Genomic DNA, 17,876 nt, shown 5'->3' on the forward strand with positions numbered 1-17,876 from the left:
ACCGGGTGGCGTCCAGGCCGGGGATACCCCGGCTTATTTTATACTGGGGGGATTTTCATGATCCAGGAGCGGCCGGTGCCGCTGGTGGAGGGCGGGGGGACACCGGAGCCCTTGGCCCGGGTTCTCCGACAGGTCGGAGAGGTGATCCTCGGCAAGGAATCGGTGGTGCGCTTGGCGCTGGTCGCCCTATTGGCAGAGGGTCACATCTTGTTGGAGGATGTCCCCGGGGTAGGGAAGACGCTTCTAGCCCGGGCATTGGCCAGAACCATTGGCTGCGGATTTCGCCGAATTCAGTTTACCCCGGATCTTTTGCCGGCGGACGTGACCGGAGCCGCGATTTTTAATCAGAAAACCCGGGAGTTCGAATTTTACCCCGGGCCGATTTTTTCCGAAATCGTACTGGCGGACGAGATCAACCGGGCTTCTCCCCGGACGCAATCGGCCCTTTTGGAGGCCATGGAAGAGCAGTCGGTTACGGTGGACGGCGTCACCTATAGCCTTCCCAAGCCCTTCCTCGTGATGGCGACCCAGAATCCCATCGAGTACGAGGGGACGTATCCGCTGCCGGAAGCTCAGTTGGACCGGTTTCTGATGCGGCTGCACCTCGGGTATCCCGAACGCAGCCAGGAGATGAACATCCTGGCGCAGTTCCGGAGGCAGGAAGCGGAACGCCAACTGTCGGCCGTGCTCAGTGTCGAAGAGCTGCGCCAATGGCAGGCGACCGCATCGAGGGTTTATGTGGATGATATCATGGAGGGGTATATCGTCGATGTGGTGCGGGCCACGCGACGTCATCCCGACGTCGAGCTCGGGGCGAGCCCCCGGGCGAGTCTGGGGCTCATGCGGGCGGCCCAGGCTCACGCGGTGACGGAGGGCCGGGACTATGTGGTTCCCGATGACGTTCAGGCGGTGGCGAAGGCGGTGCTGGCCCACCGGATCACTTTGCGTCCCGAAGCCAGGTATCGGGACAAAGAGTCGGGCGGCGTGGTCGCGGAGGTTTTGGGTCAGGTGGAGGTCCCCCGGAGCCGGGGAAGGGTCGGACAACTTTGAGGGCGGCTTTGGCCTACCTCCGGGTCGTCGGCTGGACCATGGCCGTTCTCGCCATGGGGTATGCCTTCGCAAAGATCCAGGGAGGATTTTCCGGCTGGTATTTATTTGCCGTGGTGGCCGTTTTGTTTGCCTATGAGTGGATGGCGGTGTGGACGAGCACCCGGGGATGGGAAGTAACGGTGGCTGCGGACAAAGAATCCCTATGGGCCGGGGAGGAACTCGTGGTGGAACTCCGCTGGCGCCGATGGCGGTGGGCCTCTTGGCTGACCTGGGCCCGGGTCAAGGTGGGGGCGGCAGAATGGGCCACCGTTCTTCCACCCGGCGAATGGGCGGGGAGACGCCAAGCGCCCGTGGGTCCCCTGGCGAGGGGTGAGTACCGCCTCGCCCCGGTGGAGGTAGAAATCAGTGATTTTTTTGGCTTGTACCATGTGCGGATGAAGGTCGGCAACGGACCGACGGTGGTTGTCTATCCCCAGCCCCTGGAGGAGCGAGCCGGGCTGCAAATTCTCAGGGCCCCGGCTCACAAAGGGTTTCGGGAGGAACGGCCGGGGATGACGGCAAGACCCTACCGCCCCGGGGATCGACTGAACTGGATTCACTGGCGGGCCACGGCGGCCCAGGGCCTGCTCCAGTCCCGGGAGGCGGAAGCGGGAGATCCCGGGCGGTGGGTGGTGTGCCTCGACCTGCGACGGCAGGCATATGCGGGGGATCCCGGCGCTTTCGAACAGGCGGTGCGGGCGGCGACGGCGGTGGTGCTGGAACGGGACAGGTCAGGAGAAGGGGGATTTTGGACCACTGACGGTTGGTGGGTTCGGGGACCCCGGGGGAAGGGCCCGCTGTGGCCGGCCGTTCGTCGGGCTTTGGCCGCAGCCCGGTGGGGGGAGCCCGCCGGGGAAAAGGGCGGGGCGATGGTCGACCGGGTTGCCCGGGAAGTGGGGCTGCGCGTCGGGGAAGAAGCGATTGTCATCACGGGAAACGCGGGCGCCGAAGAGTGGGAAGAGGTGATCCGGCGCTGGCGCGGCCGGGGCGGAGAAGCCGTGCTCTATGTGGCCCGGGGAACCGAAGGGCGGGAACCGATGTCAGACCGTCCTGTCGGTTCTCGGGGTGAGAGGAAAGGGGCACCTGGATGATCAGAAAGGGCGCGATGGGAGACAGCCAAGCGGGAACCGTGCGCAGGGAGCCGGGAACCAGGCGCGGGGAGGGGACGGCGGCCCGCCTTCGGAAGGGAGCGGCGCGCAGACCGTGGGCGGTTCACATTCTCGCTTTTTTGTGGATGGCTTGGGTGGCGGCCGCTGTCGCCAAGGCGGGGGGTGACCCCTGGCCTTGGCTTTGGGGCTTTTACGTGGTGGGAGTCTACATCTTGGTCGTGACGACCAGGCTCAGGTGGCGCCTTCCCCTGCTGGTTCTTTTGGCTGGATTTTTGTGGTGGGCCGGATCGTGGGGAGGGCCTGGCCCCGGGGTGCTGTCGGGAGGAGTCGGTCCCCCGGGGGTGGCACTGGATGGAGCCGCGGTGGGCCGGCCGGGATGGTCGGTGGCAGGGAGCGTTGGGGCCCCTGGGGATGGGGGGCAGGCCTCCACTGTGGTACCCGGTGCCTCCGCGTCGGGGTCCGGATCGGAGCAGCCGGTTTCTTGGTGGGGCACCACCGCAGCTCAACTGGTCCGGGTGGTGGGGGCGGCGCTGGACGGCCGATGGACTGACCTCCTGGTAAATGCTCAGGGGCCCCTGGGAAGAGGGGCGGCCGTCCTGTTGTGCGGCCTGACCACCTGGGTTTTCGCCCGCTCGGTGGAGAGAGGCCTGATATGGACCTGGCTTTTGGCCGGGGAGATGGTGCTGGCACTGACCGACTCGTTTTTTGTCAACCAGGCGGTGGCCCTGGTCGGCACCGTGATTCTCGGCATCCTCCTGGCGGCCACTGCCCGGGGACTCTGGTGGGGACAATGGAAGTCTTGCCCGAAACGGGCTCTGGCTGCTGGGCTAGCTCTTTCCGTCACGGCGGGGGGAGTCGGGCTTTTGGTCCCCAAAGAGCCCCCGGCATGGCCGGATCCTCTGCAGTTGCTAACTGGCCGATCATCCGCTCCTTTAAAAAAGATCGGGTACGGCGAGAACGACCTTGAACTGGGCGGCTCCTTTGTCCAGGATTCCACCGTGGCCTTCACCGTTATCGCGCCCGAGGCGACGTATTATCGGGGGGAAACCCGGGACGTGTACACTGGACATGGCTGGGCCGCATCCCCTTCGTCGGCGGACAACCGGGTCTTTCAGGCTCTATTGCAAGGGGGCCGGCTCCCTTGGCCGGCGGATGGAACCCTGTACGGGGTTTCCACCCGTACCCTTCGCCAGTCGATCACTGTGCAAAGTGGCCCCCTTCCGGTGGTGGTGGCGGCCTATCCGCTCACCCGGGTGGTGTCTGTGGCCTTGAATCACGAGGGGGCGTTTCGAACGGATCCCGCCGGTGCCTGGATGTCGTTCGGGAATTTGATGCCCGGAGACCGGTATACGGTGGAATCATCAGTTCCCGTCAGTGTGCCGGAGGGAGCGAAACAAGCCTTGCCCGTCGATCCCGCCGGCCTGCCGCCCACCGTTCGCGCGGATTTGCAACTTCCTCCTGACGTCCCCGCCCGGGTGGTGCAGTTGGCCCGGACAATCACCGCCGATCAGCCCAGCGTTTACGGGAAAGCCCAGGCCCTCATCCAGTACCTGAAAGGCCACTATCAGTATGAAACCCAGCAGATTCCTGTGCCCCGGCCCGGGCAGGATTTTGTGGACCAGTTTCTCTTCGAGTCCAAAATTGGCTATTGCGACCATTTTTCGACGGCGATGGCGGTCATGGCCCGGAGCGTCGGGCTCCCCACTCGCTGGGTCAAGGGATTCGCCCCGGGGCGCCCGGTCCAGACCCTGGAATCCGGAAACAAACTTTACGCGGTAAGCAATGCGGATGCCCATTCCTGGGTGGAGATATGGATTCCCGGATATGGGTGGATGCCCTTTGACCCGACACCTTCAGTCGTATCAGGGGCGTCAGTGAATTCCGGGGCGCTGGAGCCAGGGGGCTCCAATGGTCAGGACTCGGTGCAAGGATCAGGAGCGACGGGGGGCAGCGCCTCTCCCCAAAATCCCTCTCGGGGGACGCCACCGCCGCCTTCCGTCTCCGAGGGTATCAATGGGCCCGGATCTGGCTACCCCGGCGGAGAGGGAACGGGCGGCGGACTGCTTTCCCGCGTCGGTCTCGGCGGGGTGCCGGGCCGGATCCTTTTGGGGACGGGAGTCGGGGCGTTGGTGATCGTGGCTGCCGGCGCCGCAGTCACTTTCGTTCTGAGGCGGCGGGGTTGGACTTTCCGGCGAGTGCCTCCGGAGACTCGGCAGCTGTTTGCCACACCCCCACCGCAGGATGCCGGGGATGCGGTGGGTCGGCTGCAGGATTGGTACGTCCGGCGGGGCCACCCCCTCACCCGGGATACGACGGTGAGGGATATTGTGCAGACGTTGGCTTGGGAAGTGCCACAGGCGGCAGGTTCCGTCGGGCGGCTGTTGGCCGCCCTGGAGTCGGCGCTGTACGGACAGGTTCCGGAAGGACCGGCGGAGGAGTCGAAGGGCAGGACGAAACCCGTGACGGAGAGGGTGGTTCCCAACAGGGCTCCGGGGGCTGTGGAGCCCGGGCCCGACGGAGGCGCGCCCGACGGGCAACGTCTCGGGGCCGTCAGCGTGGCTTGGCAGGAAATCGCCAGGATTGTGGGGGAATCCCAACTCCGCGGGCGGTGGCGCAGGTTCCGGCGCACCCCGAGCCCGCCGATGTAACCGGTCTTCCTCCAATTGACGGAATGGTGGCGGTCCTGTACCATGATGTGGGGACATGACTGGCCTTCAAGGGCATGATCGGTAAGAGAATATCCCTGTGGCCGCACGTGCAGCCACGGACCCGTATAATGCCGGGAATAGGCCCGGCAGTCTCTACCGGGCGACCGGAAATCGCCCGACTACGGGGGAGTGCGGATTGGAAAAACCATCCGTCTGCCTCGTATACCCATGGGAAAGGACGGTTATGATACCGTTGCTTGGGGCTGAGGTGGCGGATGGTTTTGTTGTGGGGAGGGAGATTATGGAACCGCACGAATGGATCGCCGTGCTGGACTTCGGCGGCCAGTACAATCAGCTCATCGCCCGTCGGATTCGTGAGTTGCAGGTATACTCCGAACTGTTGCCCCCGGATGTGAACCTCGACGAATTGCGTCGGCGTGGTCCCCGGGGCATCATCTTTTCCGGCGGCCCCAACAGCGTGTACGCCCCGGGGGCACCCGCGGTGGATCCGCAGATCTACGAGTGGGGCATCCCGGTGTTGGGGATTTGCTACGGCATGCAGCTCATGGCGGCGCATTTTTCCGCCCCGGTGGACCGGGCAGCGGCCGGGGAGTACGGAAAGGCCCTCCTCGAGCGGGTGCCGAGCCCAGCCTCCGTCTCCGCCGGCGTTTCGGGTCATGCGGCGAATACCCCGGGCTCTCAGCCGGACTTGCTGGACGGGCTGCCCGAGCGGCAGACCGTTTGGATGAGCCACGGGGATGTCGTCACCGCTCCGCCCGAGGGATTTGTGGTGGAAGGGCGGACGGACCGGTGTCCGGTGGCGGCCATGCACCACCGGGAAAAACCCCTTTACGCCGTGCAATTTCACCCCGAGGTCCAGCACACCGAGTTCGGCCAGGACATGCTGAGGCGTTTTGTCTACGACATCTGCGGCTGCACCGGCGGCTGGACCATGTCCTCCTACGCCCGGGAGGCGGTGGAGGAGATCCGGCGGCAGGTTGGGAACGGCCAAGTGTTGTGCGCCCTGTCAGGCGGGGTGGACAGCGCCGTGGCCGCCGTTCTCGTGCACCGGGCGGTGGGGGATCGACTGACCTGCGTCTTTGTGGATCACGGCCTTCTGCGCAAGGGTGAAGCGGATCGCGTCATGGAAGCCTTCGGCAGAGGATTCGGCATGAAAATCGTCCGAGTGGATGCGGGGGGGCGGTTCCTCGCCCGCCTGGTGGGCGTCCGGGATCCGGAGCAAAAGCGCAAAATCATCGGGGAAGAGTTTATCCGGGTATTCGAGGAAGAGGCGGACCGGCTCGGGAAATTTGACTTCCTGGCTCAGGGAACGCTGTACACAGATATTATCGAAAGCGGCACCAAAACGGCGGCGACAATTAAATCACACCACAACGTCGGCGGCCTGCCGGAGAGGATGTCCTTCCGGTTGATCGAGCCCCTCAACACCTTGTTCAAGGATGAAGTGCGGGCGCTGGGCACAGAGCTCGGAATCCCCGAGGACATCGTTTGGCGCCAGCCCTTTCCCGGCCCGGGATTGGCCATCCGGATCCTGGGCGAGGTGACGCAGGAGCGGCTGTCCATCCTCCGGGAGGCGGACGCCGTGGTTCGGGAGGAGATCCGCAAAGCGGGTCTCCACCGGGAGATTTGGCAGTATTTTGCCGTGCTCCCCGATGTGCGCAGTGTCGGGGTCATGGGGGACGAGCGGACGTACGCCCACACCATCGCCATCCGGGCGGTGACCTCCCGGGACGGGATGACGGCTGATTTTGCCCGGATTCCCTATGAGGTCCTGGAGAGGCTCTCCGGCCGCATCGTCGCCGAAGTGCCCCAGGTCAATCGCGTGGTTTACGACATCACCTCCAAGCCGCCCGCCACCATCGAATGGGAATAGAAAGGGGAGATTACCGATGGACAGATTTTTCCACCTCCGGGAACGGGGGACAAGCGTCGGGACGGAGATTTTAGCCGGGCTCACCACCTTCATGACCATGGCCTACATTCTTTTCCTCAATCCCAATATCCTCTCGGTGACGGGCATGGACAAAAGTGCCGTCTTTTTCGCCACCGCCGTCGGGGCCGGACTCGTCACCATCCTTATGGGGCTGGTGGCCAACATCCCCGTGGCTCTCGCGCCCGGGATGGGGCTCAACGCCTATTTTGCCGTGATCGCCGCCTCCAAGGGAGGCATGATGTCTTGGCAAGTCGCCCTTGGGGCGGTTTTTATATCCGGTATCATTTTTATCATCCTGACGGTGACGAAAATCCGGCAGCTTTTGGTGGTGGCGGTTCCCGATGCGCTGAAAATGGCCATCACCGTGGGCATTGGTTTATTCATCACACTCATCGGGTTAAAAACCGGGCAGATCACCGGTGTGCAGTACGTGGGGGGCCCGTCGCAAAATGCCATCGCCGGCGGGGGCACCCCGGTGTTGCAGTTTTTTGAGTGGAATATCCTCCTGACGAACTTCACCCAGAACCGCGGGGCTTTGTTGACGATTATCGGCCTGATCATCATCGCGGTGCTCATGGCCCTGAGGGTGCGGGGGGCGCTGCTGATCGGGATCCTGCTCACCACGGTGATCGGAATTCCGATGGGACAAACGGACCTCTCCAAACTGACCCAGACCCCGATGCTCCCCAGTGCTGAACATCTGGCCGTGGGTCAGCTGGATATCATGGGCGCGATCCACATGGGTTTGATTGAAGTGGTGGCGGTGTTCACCTTCGTGGAGCTCTTCGACACCTTTGGGACCCTCATCGGGACGACCAACAAGGCCGGGCTGTTGAAAGGGCCGGAAGGGGAGAAGACCCTGGGCCGGGCCATGCTCGTGGATGCCACCGGGGTGAGCCTGGGGGCGCTGCTGGGGACCAGCACCATCACGGCCTTCGTCGAGAGCGCCTCGGGGGTGGCCGAGGGCGGGCGTACCGGGCTCACGGCCATCACCACCGGGGTGCTCTTTTTGCTCGCCACATTCTTGCTGGCGCCAATTGCAGCCGTGATTCCCGACTCGGCCACGGCGCCGGCGCTGATCATCGTCGGGGTGCTGATGATCCAGGCGGTGCGGAATATTGATTTTGTCGATCCCGTCAAGGGCATTCCGGCCTTTCTCACCATCGCCCTGATGCCCTTCACCTACAGCATCGCCAACGGTATCTCCGCGGGCATCGTGTTTTACGTCCTGCTCGCGGCCCTGCGCAATGTGTTCACAAAGGAGAAGGAGCCGATCCACTGGCTGATGTGGATTCTCGCGGTGCTGGTGGTGCTGCGGTATATTTTCTTGGGCGTTTGACCGGGAGCGGGATTTCAGCCGGGGTTTGCGCGACCCAGCGCGACCCCGGTTATTTTACGATCAATATTGTTCGGGACATTCCGCGCACCCAAGTGGACGAGATGAAGGCGGAGTTGGAACAGCACCTGCGCGAAGCCGTCCGGGACGGAAAAACGGTAACGGACGTGGTGGGCGCTCTGTAGAGAATCGCTGACCGGTCAAGGTATAATGGATGCATAGATACGTCAGGGAACCGGACAGGGCGGTTGGGCGGCGGGAGCCGTTCTGCGAATGGAGGGGTGCCAGAATGGCAGGAGACGATCGGAAAGGCCGGGGTACGAGTGCCTCCGAGCACGGCCAGGGTCTTTCAGGTCAGAGTTTCCCGGCGGACCCAGACGTGCAGCCGGCGCTCTCCGGACAGACCGAGCAGCCGCAGGAACCTGAGTGGGACCCCGGGCCGGAAGAGGAACTGGAGATGATCTTGAACTCCGTGTACGACGACATCGTTATCACCGATGGCCGTGGGGTCGTCCTGCGGGCTAGTCGGTCCTGTCAGCGCGTGTACGGTCGAAGCCCGGAAGAGCTGGTGGGGCAATCTGTTGCGGAACTCGAACGGCAAGGCATTTTTCGCCCATCTATCACTCTGCGGGTTCTGGTCACCGGGACTCGGCAGACGGTGATCCAAACCACGGCCGATGGCAGTAAGAAGTTGGTCACCGCCACCCCGGTGTTTGATTCCGAAGGGCGGATTGTCCGGGTGGTTTCGTACTCCCACGACATCACCGAACTGATCGAATTAAAAGAGCATCTTGCCGAACTTCAGCAGCAGATGGGCCGGGTCACCCGAGAGCTGGAACACCGGCGAAGCTTGGATACCGAAGTCGATGGACTCGTGGTGGAGAGCGGGGCCATGAAGGATCTGGTGCGCCAGATGGCCCAATTGGCCAAGCATGATGTCACCGTCTTGCTTCGAGGGGAATCCGGGGTGGGCAAGGGCGTGTTCGCTCGCTATCTGCACCAGCACAGTCCCCGGGCCGAGGGCCCGTTTATCGAGATCAACAGTGGGGCCCTTCCGGAATCCTTGGCGGAATCCGAATTGTTCGGCTACGAACGAGGGACCTTTACCGGAGCACTCAAATCCGGCAAAATCGGGCTCATTGAACTGGCCCACGGGGGAACGTTGTTCCTCGATGAGGTGGGTGATCTGCCCCTTCCCCTTCAGGTCAAGCTCTTGAAAGTGATCCAGGAAAAAACCTTCTATCGCGTCGGAGGTCGGGCGCCGGTCCACTCGAATTTTCGCCTGATTGCCGCGACCAATCGCGATCTCGAGGCGTTAGTGCGGGCAGGGGCTTTTCGGGAAGATCTGTTTTATCGTCTAAATACGGTTCCCGTGACGATTCCGCCCTTGCGGGAGCGGCGGGAGGATATCCCGGGGCTGGCCGGATACTTCCTCGAACGGTACAATGCAAAATACCACGCCCGGAAGAGGATCGATCCCGGGGCGCTTCGGCAGTTGGTCAACTATTCGTGGCCCGGCAATGTGCGGGAGTTGGAAAACCTGATCGAGCGCCTGGTTCTCCTCGTAGAGGGTGAGGTCATCCAGCCGACCGATCTACTTTTCGGCGATGCTGCGGGAAACGGGCACAGGATGGACGACAACCTGTCGGATCCTCCGTCCCCGGGTTTGGGGGCCCTGCCCTTGCCTGACCTGGTGGCGGCCTATGAACGGCATCTGCTTGACGAGGCCCGGCGCCGATGTCGGAGCACCACGGAGATGGCTTCCCTTCTCGGCGTCAGTCAACCGACGGTGGTCCGGAAGCTGCGGCGGTATTTTGGTTCCACGGGCTAGGCCGGGAACTGGCCAGGCGGACTGGCTGCTGAGAAGGGGTGCTGTTATACGAACTTGTATAGGGACTTATACAGATCTGTATAAGTTTGACGACCAAACTGTTCGTTTGCTGGATGGAGCCAGCACCAGACAGCCTTAAAAAATCACTTGGATTTTCTGTACTTCTTTCCCCACTGACCCTTCAAACCTCTCCTCGATACGTTATGTATTCTAACATGGCACGAATCCTGCATGATCCCTTCGCCCAGGAGGGATCGAAATGTCGTATCAACCGAAGGATTCTTTTGAGTCGCCTCGATTTTGTGGAGTTCGCACCTTTATGCGCCTGCCCTATGTGGAACATCTTGACACCGCAGAACCGATCGATTTTGCCGTGGTCGGGGTGCCTTTTGACACCGGCCAGTCTTACCGGACCGGCGCCCGGTTTGGTCCGGCGCACATCCGAGATTTTTCCGTGTTGCTCCGACCCTATCATCCCCAGCAGGACATCTGCGTGTTCGATTATGTCTCGGGGATCGATTACGGGGACCTGCCGGTGGTACCGGGCTACATCGAGGAAACGTACCGCCGGATGGTCGAAGGCTTGACGCCATTGCTCGATCACGGCATTGTGCCCATCATCCTTGGCGGGGACCACAGTATTACCTTAGGGGAGCTTCGGGCTGTGGCGAAGCGCTATGGCCCCGTGGGGCTCATTCATTTCGACTCTCACTCGGACACCTGGGACAGTTATTTTGGCCAAAAATACAATCATGGGACGCCTTTCCGCCGGGCTGCGGAGGAGGGGCTGTTGGCTCCGGAGCGGGTGATTCAGGTGGGGATGCGCGGGCCGTTGTACGGGCCAAAGGATCTCGACGATGCCCGGCAGTTGGGGTTTGCCGTGTACACCACCGACGACTTGCTCGCCATGGGAATTCCCGAGATGATCCGGTTGATCCGGGAACGCGTCGGGAGCGGGCCCACGTTTCTCTCCTTTGATATCGATTTTCTCGATCCCGTGTACGCACCCGGGACGGGGACTCCCGAGGTAGCCGGTGTCACGGTTGCCCAGGCTCAACAGTTGGTACGGGGACTCGCGGGTCTGAACATCGTCGCGTATGACCTGGTGGAGGTCCTGCCCGCGTACGACAGTGGCCAGATCACCGCCGCGGCCGCGGCGAACGTGGTGTACGAATTTATCGCCCTTCTCGCTCTAGGAAAGAGAGGAGGTCATCGGGATGGCTGATTTTACGTCTTCCTTTGGTCAGGACAGTGTGCACCCGGTTCCCCGGGACAAGCGCTCCATGGGGTTCTTTTCCATCTTCTCTCTCTGGGTGGCGGCCAATTTCGTAGTCACCACCGTGTTCACGGGCATGCTGTTGGTGCCGGATTTGCCGTACCTGCAGGCGATCGCCATCATTCTGCTCGGTTCGTTGGTCGGAGGGATTGCCCTGGCGTTGACGGGCAATATCGGGATGCGCACTGGACTGCCGACGATGATCCTCACCCGGGGGGCCTTTGGACACCGGGGTGCGGCCCTCCCGTCGGCGGTCAATACGATTGTTCTTATCGGATGGAGTTGGATCCAGGCTTATATGGCGGGGTTGAGCCTCGATCACGCGGTGGAGTACCTGACGGGTTATAGCAATGTGGCCTTGTTTACGATCCTGACGGAGGTCATTGTCGTGGTTATCACCATCTACGGCCACCGCGGGATCGAGCGGACAGAGAACCTCATTGCCACGGCGATGCTCGTGTTGTCCGTGGTGGTGTTCGGCTATATGTTCATGAAATTTAACATCGGGAATCTGATTTCTATGGCGGCGAGCGAGCATCCTCAGCTCACAGTGATGGTCGCCTTTGACATCGTCGTCGCCACCGCCTTTTCGTGGCTGTCCTCGGCGTCCGATTATAATCGCAATTGTCGGTCGGAAGGGACCGCCTTCGCCGGGACGTATCTCGGCTACAACGTGGCGACTTTGGTGGCCATGGGCTTGGGTGCCACGGTGTCCGGATTCTCGATTCTGGGGAACATGACCCAGACCTATGATCCGACTGAACTAATTGGACAAGCGAATCCTGCCCTTGGCTTTGTGGCGGCGGTGGTCATTTTCCTGTCTGTGGTGTCTACGAACGTCATGGCCTTGTACAGTGCCACTATGTCGTATTTGGCCATCTTTCCCGGCCATCGATTTTGGATTCCCACCGCGGTGATGGGCCTAGTCGCCATCGCCGGGGCGATGCTGCAGGATTGGCTCCTCGAGCATTTCCAAAATTTTCTCCTCATGGTGGGTACCCTTTTCATTCCGGTGGGGGCGATCCTGTTGACAGATTACTATATCTTGCGCCGCAAGAACTATGACGCCCTAGAGATTGTGACGGGCCACAAGAAACTTTACTGGTATCGGAGCGGGGTGAACGTGCGGGCCTATCTCGCCTACATCATCGGGGCGGCGTTCGCGTATTATTTTTCCTACGTCCACACCCTGCCCACCGGGACGACGGTACTGACGTTTCTGCTCACCTCGGGGGTTTACTGGGTGCTTATGAAGGTAGGGGCGTCGGCCGAGGGGGAGTCCCGGGCGGAGTATGGCCTGGGTGAGGAGGCCTGAGGATGAAGGTTCGCATCGCCGTGGTGCAGGATCGCTACGACGTCGGAGCGGTGGAGGAGAACCTGGCAAAGATGGAGCGGGCCGTGGCTGAAGACTTAGTTGCCGAGTTCCGGGTGAAGAGAGAGGAGCGGGCCAATGGGGAGGAGCCGGTGGTTTCCTCCCCGGATTCGCTGCGGGTTTATGTGTTTCCGGAGTTGTGCGTCCCGGGCTATGAAGCCACGCCGCAAGAGATGGGGGAGCTCGCTGAGCCGAGGAACGGTCCCTCGTTCCGTCGCGTGGCCTCCATGGCTCGCCGGGCGTCCGCCTATGTGGTCTACGGATATGCGGAGCGAAGTGAGGACGGGCGGATGTACAATGCTTTGCAGTGCGTGGGCCCGGAGGGATCTTCCTTGGGGAACTATCGCAAAATTCACCTGGCCGGAGCGGAGGGCGACGTGTTCACGCCCGGCGACGAGTCGGTGGTGTTCGATACGCCCATGGGCCGGGTGGGCCTGATGATCTGTTGGGATCTGGCCTTTCCGGAACTGGCCCGCACCCTCGCCCTGGCCGGGGCAGAGATGATTTGGGCGGGAAGTGCCTGGGAGAAACCCTATGGCGGGCCTTTTCAGCGCTTCGCCGCCGCCCGGGCCCTGGACAATACGCTTTTTCTCGCCGTCAGTAACCAGATGGGCCAACCTCGGACCCTTGACTTCTGTGGAGGCAGCGCCGTATACGATCCCACGGGGGTATTGGTGACGGGGCTTGGTGAAAAGCCCGGCTTGGCGGCGGCGTGGATTGATCTCGCCGATGTGGATCGGCACCGAAGCCATTTTTATACGATGCTGCGGGAGAGACGGCCGGAATGTTATCATGAGACGGTGAGGTGATGCCGATGTTTCGACCTCGGAAGATCGTGGATCTCTCCATGCCCATCCGAAGGGGCATGCCGGTGTATCCCGGGGATCCGCAGCCGGATCTGCAACCCGCGGCTACCCTTGACAAGGATGGCTTTAATGTCTCCCATCTTCACTTGGGAACCCACACCGGGACCCATGTGGATGCGCCGTATCATTTTTCCGAGGGCGGCGCCCGGATAGACTCCCTGCCCCTGGAGTGGTTCGTCGGCACGGGGCTGATCATTCCCGTCCCGGGAAAAGGACCGAGGGAATGCATCTGCCTCGAGGAGGTGGCTCCGTGGGTGGAGCGGGCCGAACCCGGGCAACTGGTCCTCTTTGCGACGGGATGGTGGCGCAAGGCCGGGGAGGCCGACTACGTTCGCCATCCCTATGTCGAGGTGCGGGTGATTGAGGCACTCCTTGAGCGGGGTGTTCGGGTCTTCGGTATCGATGCGATGAGCATCGATCCCACCGGGGAAACGGACTATCCCGTGCACCGGGCAATCACCGCGGCAGGAGGGATTATTATCGAAAATTTGTGCAATCTGAACGCGGTGGATTTCGCCGATCCTGTCATTGTGGTGTTTCCCCTCCGGATCGAGGGGGCCGATGGATCGCCGGTCCGGGCGGTGGCCATGGATCTGGGTGATCCTGAGTAATGCGAGTCTCAGAGGTATTCATGCGGGGGCTTGCAACGGTTTGGGAGGGGGGAGCGGCCGAAGGATCGTCCGCCGCTCCCAACCTTTCCGCAGCGAAAATGCGCGTGTGTTCGCGCTGCAGGTTATTGACTCTTTGGTGGGGTGCTCCCCTTGCCGGGACCGAGGAAATGGGGACGCGGGTGGGAAAGAACCCATGCGGACACATCCCGGGCCTGGGCCTGGGTCAGATCCCCCGGGTTAACCCCGCCCATTGGGGCTTTGGGCATGCTTTCTTTCACGAAGGCGGCCATATTCGAAAGGTTTGCCATGCCGGCACCGTCGTTGAAAGAGTTCGGGCCCCAAAGGGCTGGTCCGTACCCGCCCTGGCCGTTCGCCCCGTGACACGTGGCGCAGGATTGCTGGAAGATCTTTTCCCCGTCTTGCAGGTTGGGGTTGGAGACGTCGAACTTGGCCAGTCCCCGCCACGGAGGGTTCGTACCATCAGGAATCCCTTTCGAAATGTAGGAAAGATACATCATAAATGCGCGCATCTCGGTGCTGTCATAGGGGATGGTCTTGCCGTTCATGCTGCGTTCAAAACATTGATTCACTCGGTCTTCCAGGGTGGATACGGCGTGCTCCCGGGTCCGGAACTGCGGGTACACAGCGGCAATACCAACGAGGTTTAACTCATTTTTGACCGTACCGGCGTCAGCGTGGCAGCTGGAGCAACTGAGGTCGTTCCCCACGTTGTTGGGCAACAACTGTTTGGTTTCGGTCATGAGCTTGTAGCCGAGTTGGATTGCCTTTCCGTTTTCGTCGTTCGACGCGCTGTCGATGCTCGGAGGATTGAAGGTCAGCGTTGAAGCCGACGCGGGCTTCGATGTTGCGGGAGCCGAGCAAGCGGAAAGCAGTACGGCCGCGGTGACGGCCACAGACAACAACGTAAAGCGTGGGCCCATAACACCCCTCCTCATAAAAATTCCTACCCCCCGATTGCGGCGGTTGGTTCTGACAATTAGTACCTACAATGAGTCTACCATACCCCTCTATGTATTATGATCCAACTGTGTCAGGAATGCGTGGTTAGAATGAACTATTTGTAGCGAATCGAGGACGCCGGGTTGTTCCTGAAGTGGCGGGCACAGGAGGAGACTGCCCGCCGGGAAGGGGGGCAGTCTCGGGTTTGTCCTAATTCTGCGGCCTCCCTTTCGGGAAGTCCTTCGATTTTCCAGGAAAATGAGGCCGGTCGTGGGACAAGATCCAGGCCGAGACGTCCCGGGCCTGGGCGTCGGTCAGTGCCCCGGGGTTCTCCCCGCCCATCGGGGCTTTTGGCATGTTCACTTTAACAAAAGCGGCCATCTTGGAGAGATTGGCCATTCCAGCCCCGTCGTTGAAAGAGTTCGGGCCCCAGACCGCGGGTCCCGCCGGGGTACCTTCACCGTTCGCTCCATGGCAGGCGGCACAGGATTGTTGGTACAGTTTCTGCCCTTCCTGAAGATTGGGATTAGAGACGTCGATTTTTACATTTTGCCCCCTCCAGGGTGGATTGGTCCCCTCTGGAATTCCCTTGGAGATGTAAGACATGTACATGGAGAAGGCCCGCATCTCGGTACTGTCGTAGGGAATCGGCTTTCCATTCATGCTGCGCTGCAGGCATTGGTTCACCCGGTCCTCCAAGGTCGAGATTGCCGCTTCCCGGTCCCGGTACTGCGGATAGACGGAGGCTACACCGACGAGGCTCAACTCCTTCTCGACCGTTCCCGCCTGGGCGTGGCAACTCGAGCAGGACAGCTGGTTCCCAACGTTGTTCGGCAACAGTTTCTTGGTGTCGTTCATGAGATCATAGCCAAGTTTGATTGCTTTTCCGTTCTCGTCGTTCGGCACGCTGTCGATACTGGGAGGATTGAATGTCACCGCCGTCGATCCCTCCGGAGAGGGACTTTTCAACGGGGCGGGGCCAGTGGTAGGTGCCGTACAAGCGGACAACAAAACAGCCGCCGCGGCTGCGACAGAGAACAGGGCGATGCGTGAGCCCATGCGGGACGCCCCCCATCACCGGTAGAATATAGTGAAATTCCGACATCACTCTGAAAAAATTCCTGTGCCCGTAAACGTATTATGACATGTTGAGGAGATGATTTCTTGGGAGGAATGCCCCAGCTGGCATTGGGACATTCGTACTATTTTTTCCGCCAAAGTTATAAGACCTAGCGGTTTTGCGCCGGGGGCGCGGTCGGTGGTTGGGGAGCGGAACATAGCCCGCCGTGGGCCGGCGCTGAGGCGGCTGAGGATAGAGGTCCATGAGGGCATAAATCTCTTCGGGCATGTCGGTGCTCACCGGAAGGCCGAAATCCCGCAGCAGCCGGTACAGGGTAATCGTGGGTCCAGGTTCCTCCCGAGAGGATCTCGGCCAGATCCCGGAGGCCAGCTACGGGTTTCGCCCCGGAAGAAGGGCTCGCGATGCGAGCGATCGAAGGATGGATACGGCGGAGGCTGCGGATGTGTCTCTGGAAACAGTGGAAACGGTTCCGGATGCGATACCGTGAACTGCGCGCACGGATGCGGACCCGCATGTCCGGTGGTGTGAGAGGACGGGGGCTAGCCGCCCTCTCCTACTCGATTGTCTCTTCACGCGCCTTTATTATAATAAAAGAAAACGCGGGGGTTGCCATGGATAATCAGCTGTACCGCTTACTCAAACTCATCACGCTGATTCAGGCATACCCGGGGATTCGGGCCAAGCGCCTCGCCGAAGAATGCGAGGTCACCGAGCGGACGATCTACCGGGACATCGATCGGCTCGCCCAGATTACGACGATTTCGAAAGGGCGCCGGGGGGAAGGTTATCGTTTTGTGGGACAGTTCGCTCTGTATCCCCTGGATCTTACCGAAGAGGAAATCGCCGGGCTCCAGGCGGTGGCCGCCTGGGTGGAAACCGCCCACAGACCGTTGCCGCCGGGCTGGAAAACGGCTTACCAGAAGGTCATGGCCGCCCATGCGAAAGAGAAGAAAGTCAACCAGGAGTTTTTGGAGCGCATCGGGGATGTGGTGCGGTTGGGGAACCCGGCCTGGGCGCCGGAAACGCCCAACGTTTTTCCCGAATTGCTCCAGGCGGTGATCCACAGGCGGCCGGTGAAAGCCCTCTATCATTCCCAGAGCCGGGACCAGACCGATTGGCGGCGAATAGATCCCTACTATCTCATTCCCCGGGAACATCGGTTTTATGTGATCGGTTATTGTCACACCCGCAACGCATTTCGCACCTTCCGGGTCAGCCGATTTCTCGAGCTTCGGGTACTGGATGGCGAGTATGAAAAGAGGCCTTTTGATTTGAATGAATATATGAAATATACCTGGTCGATTGAACGGGGGGCGTCTCTCATCCGGTTTGTTGTGAAATTTTCCCCCAAGGTGGCGCGTTATGTCAAGGAGGAAGAGTTGTTCCTCCGCCCCCAGATCCGCGAATTGGCAGACGGATCACTCTGGTTTCAAGTCGTCGTGAACGGGGCGAGCGAATTTTTGCGCTGGTTGTGGACCTACGGACCGGACGCAGAGATCCTTGAGCCGAAGCAGTATCGCGATCATATGGTCGGCATCTTACGGCAATGGCTGGAAAACTATGAAGGGGTCCAGAAAATCTAAATCGGTCGGGAGAGCCCGGCTCTCCCTGGCCGCCGCCGGCAGGGTGGCTACAATACAGAAGTATCTTTTTTAATGATCTAACCATGGGAAAGAGGCGACCGGGGATGTGTGGGCGGGGGACGTTGTGGCTTGTGGGCGGTGGCGGCCAGGTGGGGGATCA

Annotated in this window: 15 protein-coding genes and 1 riboswitch; of the genes, 12 read left to right on the plus strand and 3 right to left on the minus strand. The window is 61.3% G+C overall.

Annotated features, from left to right (window positions below):
- The first annotated feature begins 57 nt into the window (after positions 1–57).
- The 11 genes from BTUS_RS01315 (at position 58) to BTUS_RS01370 (ending at position 14,092) form a co-directional block, all read left to right on the plus strand.
- Positions 58–1,050, plus strand: a complete 993-nt coding sequence (locus tag BTUS_RS01315) for an AAA family ATPase (RefSeq protein ID WP_052300512.1) — start codon at positions 58–60, stop codon at positions 1,048–1,050.
- On the plus strand, positions 1,047–2,180 hold the full coding sequence (locus BTUS_RS01320; RefSeq protein ID WP_041303541.1) for a DUF58 domain-containing protein: 1,134 nt from the start codon (positions 1,047–1,049) through the stop codon (positions 2,178–2,180). The genes BTUS_RS01315 and BTUS_RS01320 overlap by 4 nt, the downstream gene beginning before the upstream one ends.
- Positions 2,177–4,846, plus strand: coding sequence for a transglutaminase domain-containing protein (locus BTUS_RS01330; RefSeq protein ID WP_013074330.1), 2,670 nt, complete (start codon positions 2,177–2,179; stop codon positions 4,844–4,846). Before BTUS_RS01320 ends, BTUS_RS01330 begins: the two co-directional genes overlap by 4 nt.
- Before the next feature lie 101 nt (positions 4,847–4,947).
- Positions 4,948–5,048: riboswitch (purine riboswitch) on the plus strand.
- A gap of 99 nt (positions 5,049–5,147) precedes the next feature.
- Complete coding sequence (gene guaA, locus BTUS_RS01335; protein WP_013074331.1) at positions 5,148–6,740, plus strand: glutamine-hydrolyzing GMP synthase; 1,593 nt, start codon at positions 5,148–5,150, stop codon at positions 6,738–6,740.
- Positions 6,741–6,756: 16 nt separating this feature from the next.
- Positions 6,757–8,139, plus strand: coding sequence for an NCS2 family permease (locus tag BTUS_RS01340; RefSeq protein WP_013074332.1), 1,383 nt, complete (start codon positions 6,757–6,759; stop codon positions 8,137–8,139).
- Positions 8,136–8,321 (plus strand): hypothetical protein, encoded by a 186-nt coding sequence (locus tag BTUS_RS01345; protein ID WP_013074333.1) that lies wholly within the window; start codon positions 8,136–8,138, stop codon positions 8,319–8,321. The genes BTUS_RS01340 and BTUS_RS01345 overlap by 4 nt, the downstream gene beginning before the upstream one ends.
- A gap of 104 nt (positions 8,322–8,425) precedes the next feature.
- Positions 8,426–9,967, plus strand: coding sequence for a sigma-54 interaction domain-containing protein (locus BTUS_RS01350; RefSeq protein WP_013074334.1), 1,542 nt, complete (start codon positions 8,426–8,428; stop codon positions 9,965–9,967).
- Positions 9,968–10,226: 259 nt separating this feature from the next.
- On the plus strand, positions 10,227–11,192 hold the full coding sequence (gene speB, locus BTUS_RS01355; RefSeq protein WP_013074335.1) for an agmatinase: 966 nt from the start codon (positions 10,227–10,229) through the stop codon (positions 11,190–11,192).
- Positions 11,185–12,558: a purine-cytosine permease family protein gene (locus BTUS_RS01360; RefSeq protein ID WP_013074336.1), complete on the plus strand. Its 1,374-nt coding sequence runs from the start codon at positions 11,185–11,187 to the stop codon at positions 12,556–12,558. Before speB ends, BTUS_RS01360 begins: the two co-directional genes overlap by 8 nt.
- A gap of 2 nt (positions 12,559–12,560) precedes the next feature.
- Positions 12,561–13,424, plus strand: coding sequence for a carbon-nitrogen hydrolase family protein (locus tag BTUS_RS01365; RefSeq protein WP_013074337.1), 864 nt, complete (start codon positions 12,561–12,563; stop codon positions 13,422–13,424).
- Between the two features lie 5 nt (positions 13,425–13,429).
- Entirely contained in the window at positions 13,430–14,092 is a 663-nt protein-coding gene (locus BTUS_RS01370; protein ID WP_013074338.1) for a cyclase family protein, read from the plus strand.
- Positions 14,093–14,214: 122 nt separating this feature from the next.
- Here BTUS_RS01370 and BTUS_RS01375 read toward each other — a convergent pair whose 3' ends face one another.
- The 3 genes from BTUS_RS01375 to BTUS_RS19165 form a co-directional block, all read right to left on the minus strand.
- Complete coding sequence (locus BTUS_RS01375) at positions 14,215–15,033, minus strand: c-type cytochrome (protein WP_013074339.1); 819 nt, start codon at positions 15,031–15,033, stop codon at positions 14,215–14,217.
- 229 nt (positions 15,034–15,262) lie between these two features.
- Positions 15,263–16,111, minus strand: a complete 849-nt coding sequence (locus BTUS_RS01380; RefSeq protein ID WP_013074340.1) for a c-type cytochrome — start codon at positions 16,109–16,111, stop codon at positions 15,263–15,265.
- A 79-nt stretch (positions 16,112–16,190) separates the two neighbouring features.
- Positions 16,191–16,400: an SDH family Clp fold serine proteinase gene (locus BTUS_RS19165; protein ID WP_218917978.1), complete on the minus strand. Its 210-nt coding sequence runs from the start codon at positions 16,398–16,400 to the stop codon at positions 16,191–16,193.
- A gap of 134 nt (positions 16,401–16,534) precedes the next feature.
- Between BTUS_RS19165 and BTUS_RS01390 the strand changes: the two genes are divergently transcribed.
- Positions 16,535–17,716 carry a helix-turn-helix transcriptional regulator gene (locus BTUS_RS01390; protein WP_245543345.1) on the plus strand — a complete coding sequence of 394 codons (1,182 nt, stop codon included), beginning with the start codon at positions 16,535–16,537 and terminating at the stop codon, positions 17,714–17,716.
- Positions 17,717–17,876 lie beyond the last annotated feature (160 nt).

The sequence above is a fragment of the Kyrpidia tusciae DSM 2912 genome (assembly GCF_000092905.1).
Taxonomy (GTDB): domain Bacteria; phylum Bacillota; class Bacilli; order Kyrpidiales; family Kyrpidiaceae; genus Kyrpidia; species Kyrpidia tusciae.

Coding starts and splice junctions, on each gene's coding strand:
- BTUS_RS01315 (WP_052300512.1), top strand. CDS start 58: ATGATCCAGGAGCGGCCGGTGCCGCTGGTGGAGGGCGGGGGGACACCG.
- BTUS_RS01330 (WP_013074330.1), top strand. CDS start 2,177: ATGATCAGAAAGGGCGCGATGGGAGACAGCCAAGCGGGAACCGTGCGC.
- guaA (WP_013074331.1), top strand. CDS start 5,148: ATGGAACCGCACGAATGGATCGCCGTGCTGGACTTCGGCGGCCAGTAC.
- BTUS_RS01340 (WP_013074332.1), top strand. CDS start 6,757: ATGGACAGATTTTTCCACCTCCGGGAACGGGGGACAAGCGTCGGGACG.
- BTUS_RS01350 (WP_013074334.1), top strand. CDS start 8,426: ATGGCAGGAGACGATCGGAAAGGCCGGGGTACGAGTGCCTCCGAGCAC.
- speB (WP_013074335.1), top strand. CDS start 10,227: ATGTCGTATCAACCGAAGGATTCTTTTGAGTCGCCTCGATTTTGTGGA.
- BTUS_RS01360 (WP_013074336.1), top strand. CDS start 11,185: ATGGCTGATTTTACGTCTTCCTTTGGTCAGGACAGTGTGCACCCGGTT.
- BTUS_RS01365 (WP_013074337.1), top strand. CDS start 12,561: ATGAAGGTTCGCATCGCCGTGGTGCAGGATCGCTACGACGTCGGAGCG.
- BTUS_RS01370 (WP_013074338.1), top strand. CDS start 13,430: ATGTTTCGACCTCGGAAGATCGTGGATCTCTCCATGCCCATCCGAAGG.
- BTUS_RS01375 (WP_013074339.1), bottom strand. CDS start 15,033: ATGGGCCCACGCTTTACGTTGTTGTCTGTGGCCGTCACCGCGGCCGTA.
- BTUS_RS01380 (WP_013074340.1), bottom strand. CDS start 16,111: ATGGGCTCACGCATCGCCCTGTTCTCTGTCGCAGCCGCGGCGGCTGTT.
- BTUS_RS19165 (WP_218917978.1), bottom strand. CDS start 16,400: ATGCCCGAAGAGATTTATGCCCTCATGGACCTCTATCCTCAGCCGCCT.
- BTUS_RS01390 (WP_245543345.1), top strand. CDS start 16,535: ATGCGAGCGATCGAAGGATGGATACGGCGGAGGCTGCGGATGTGTCTC.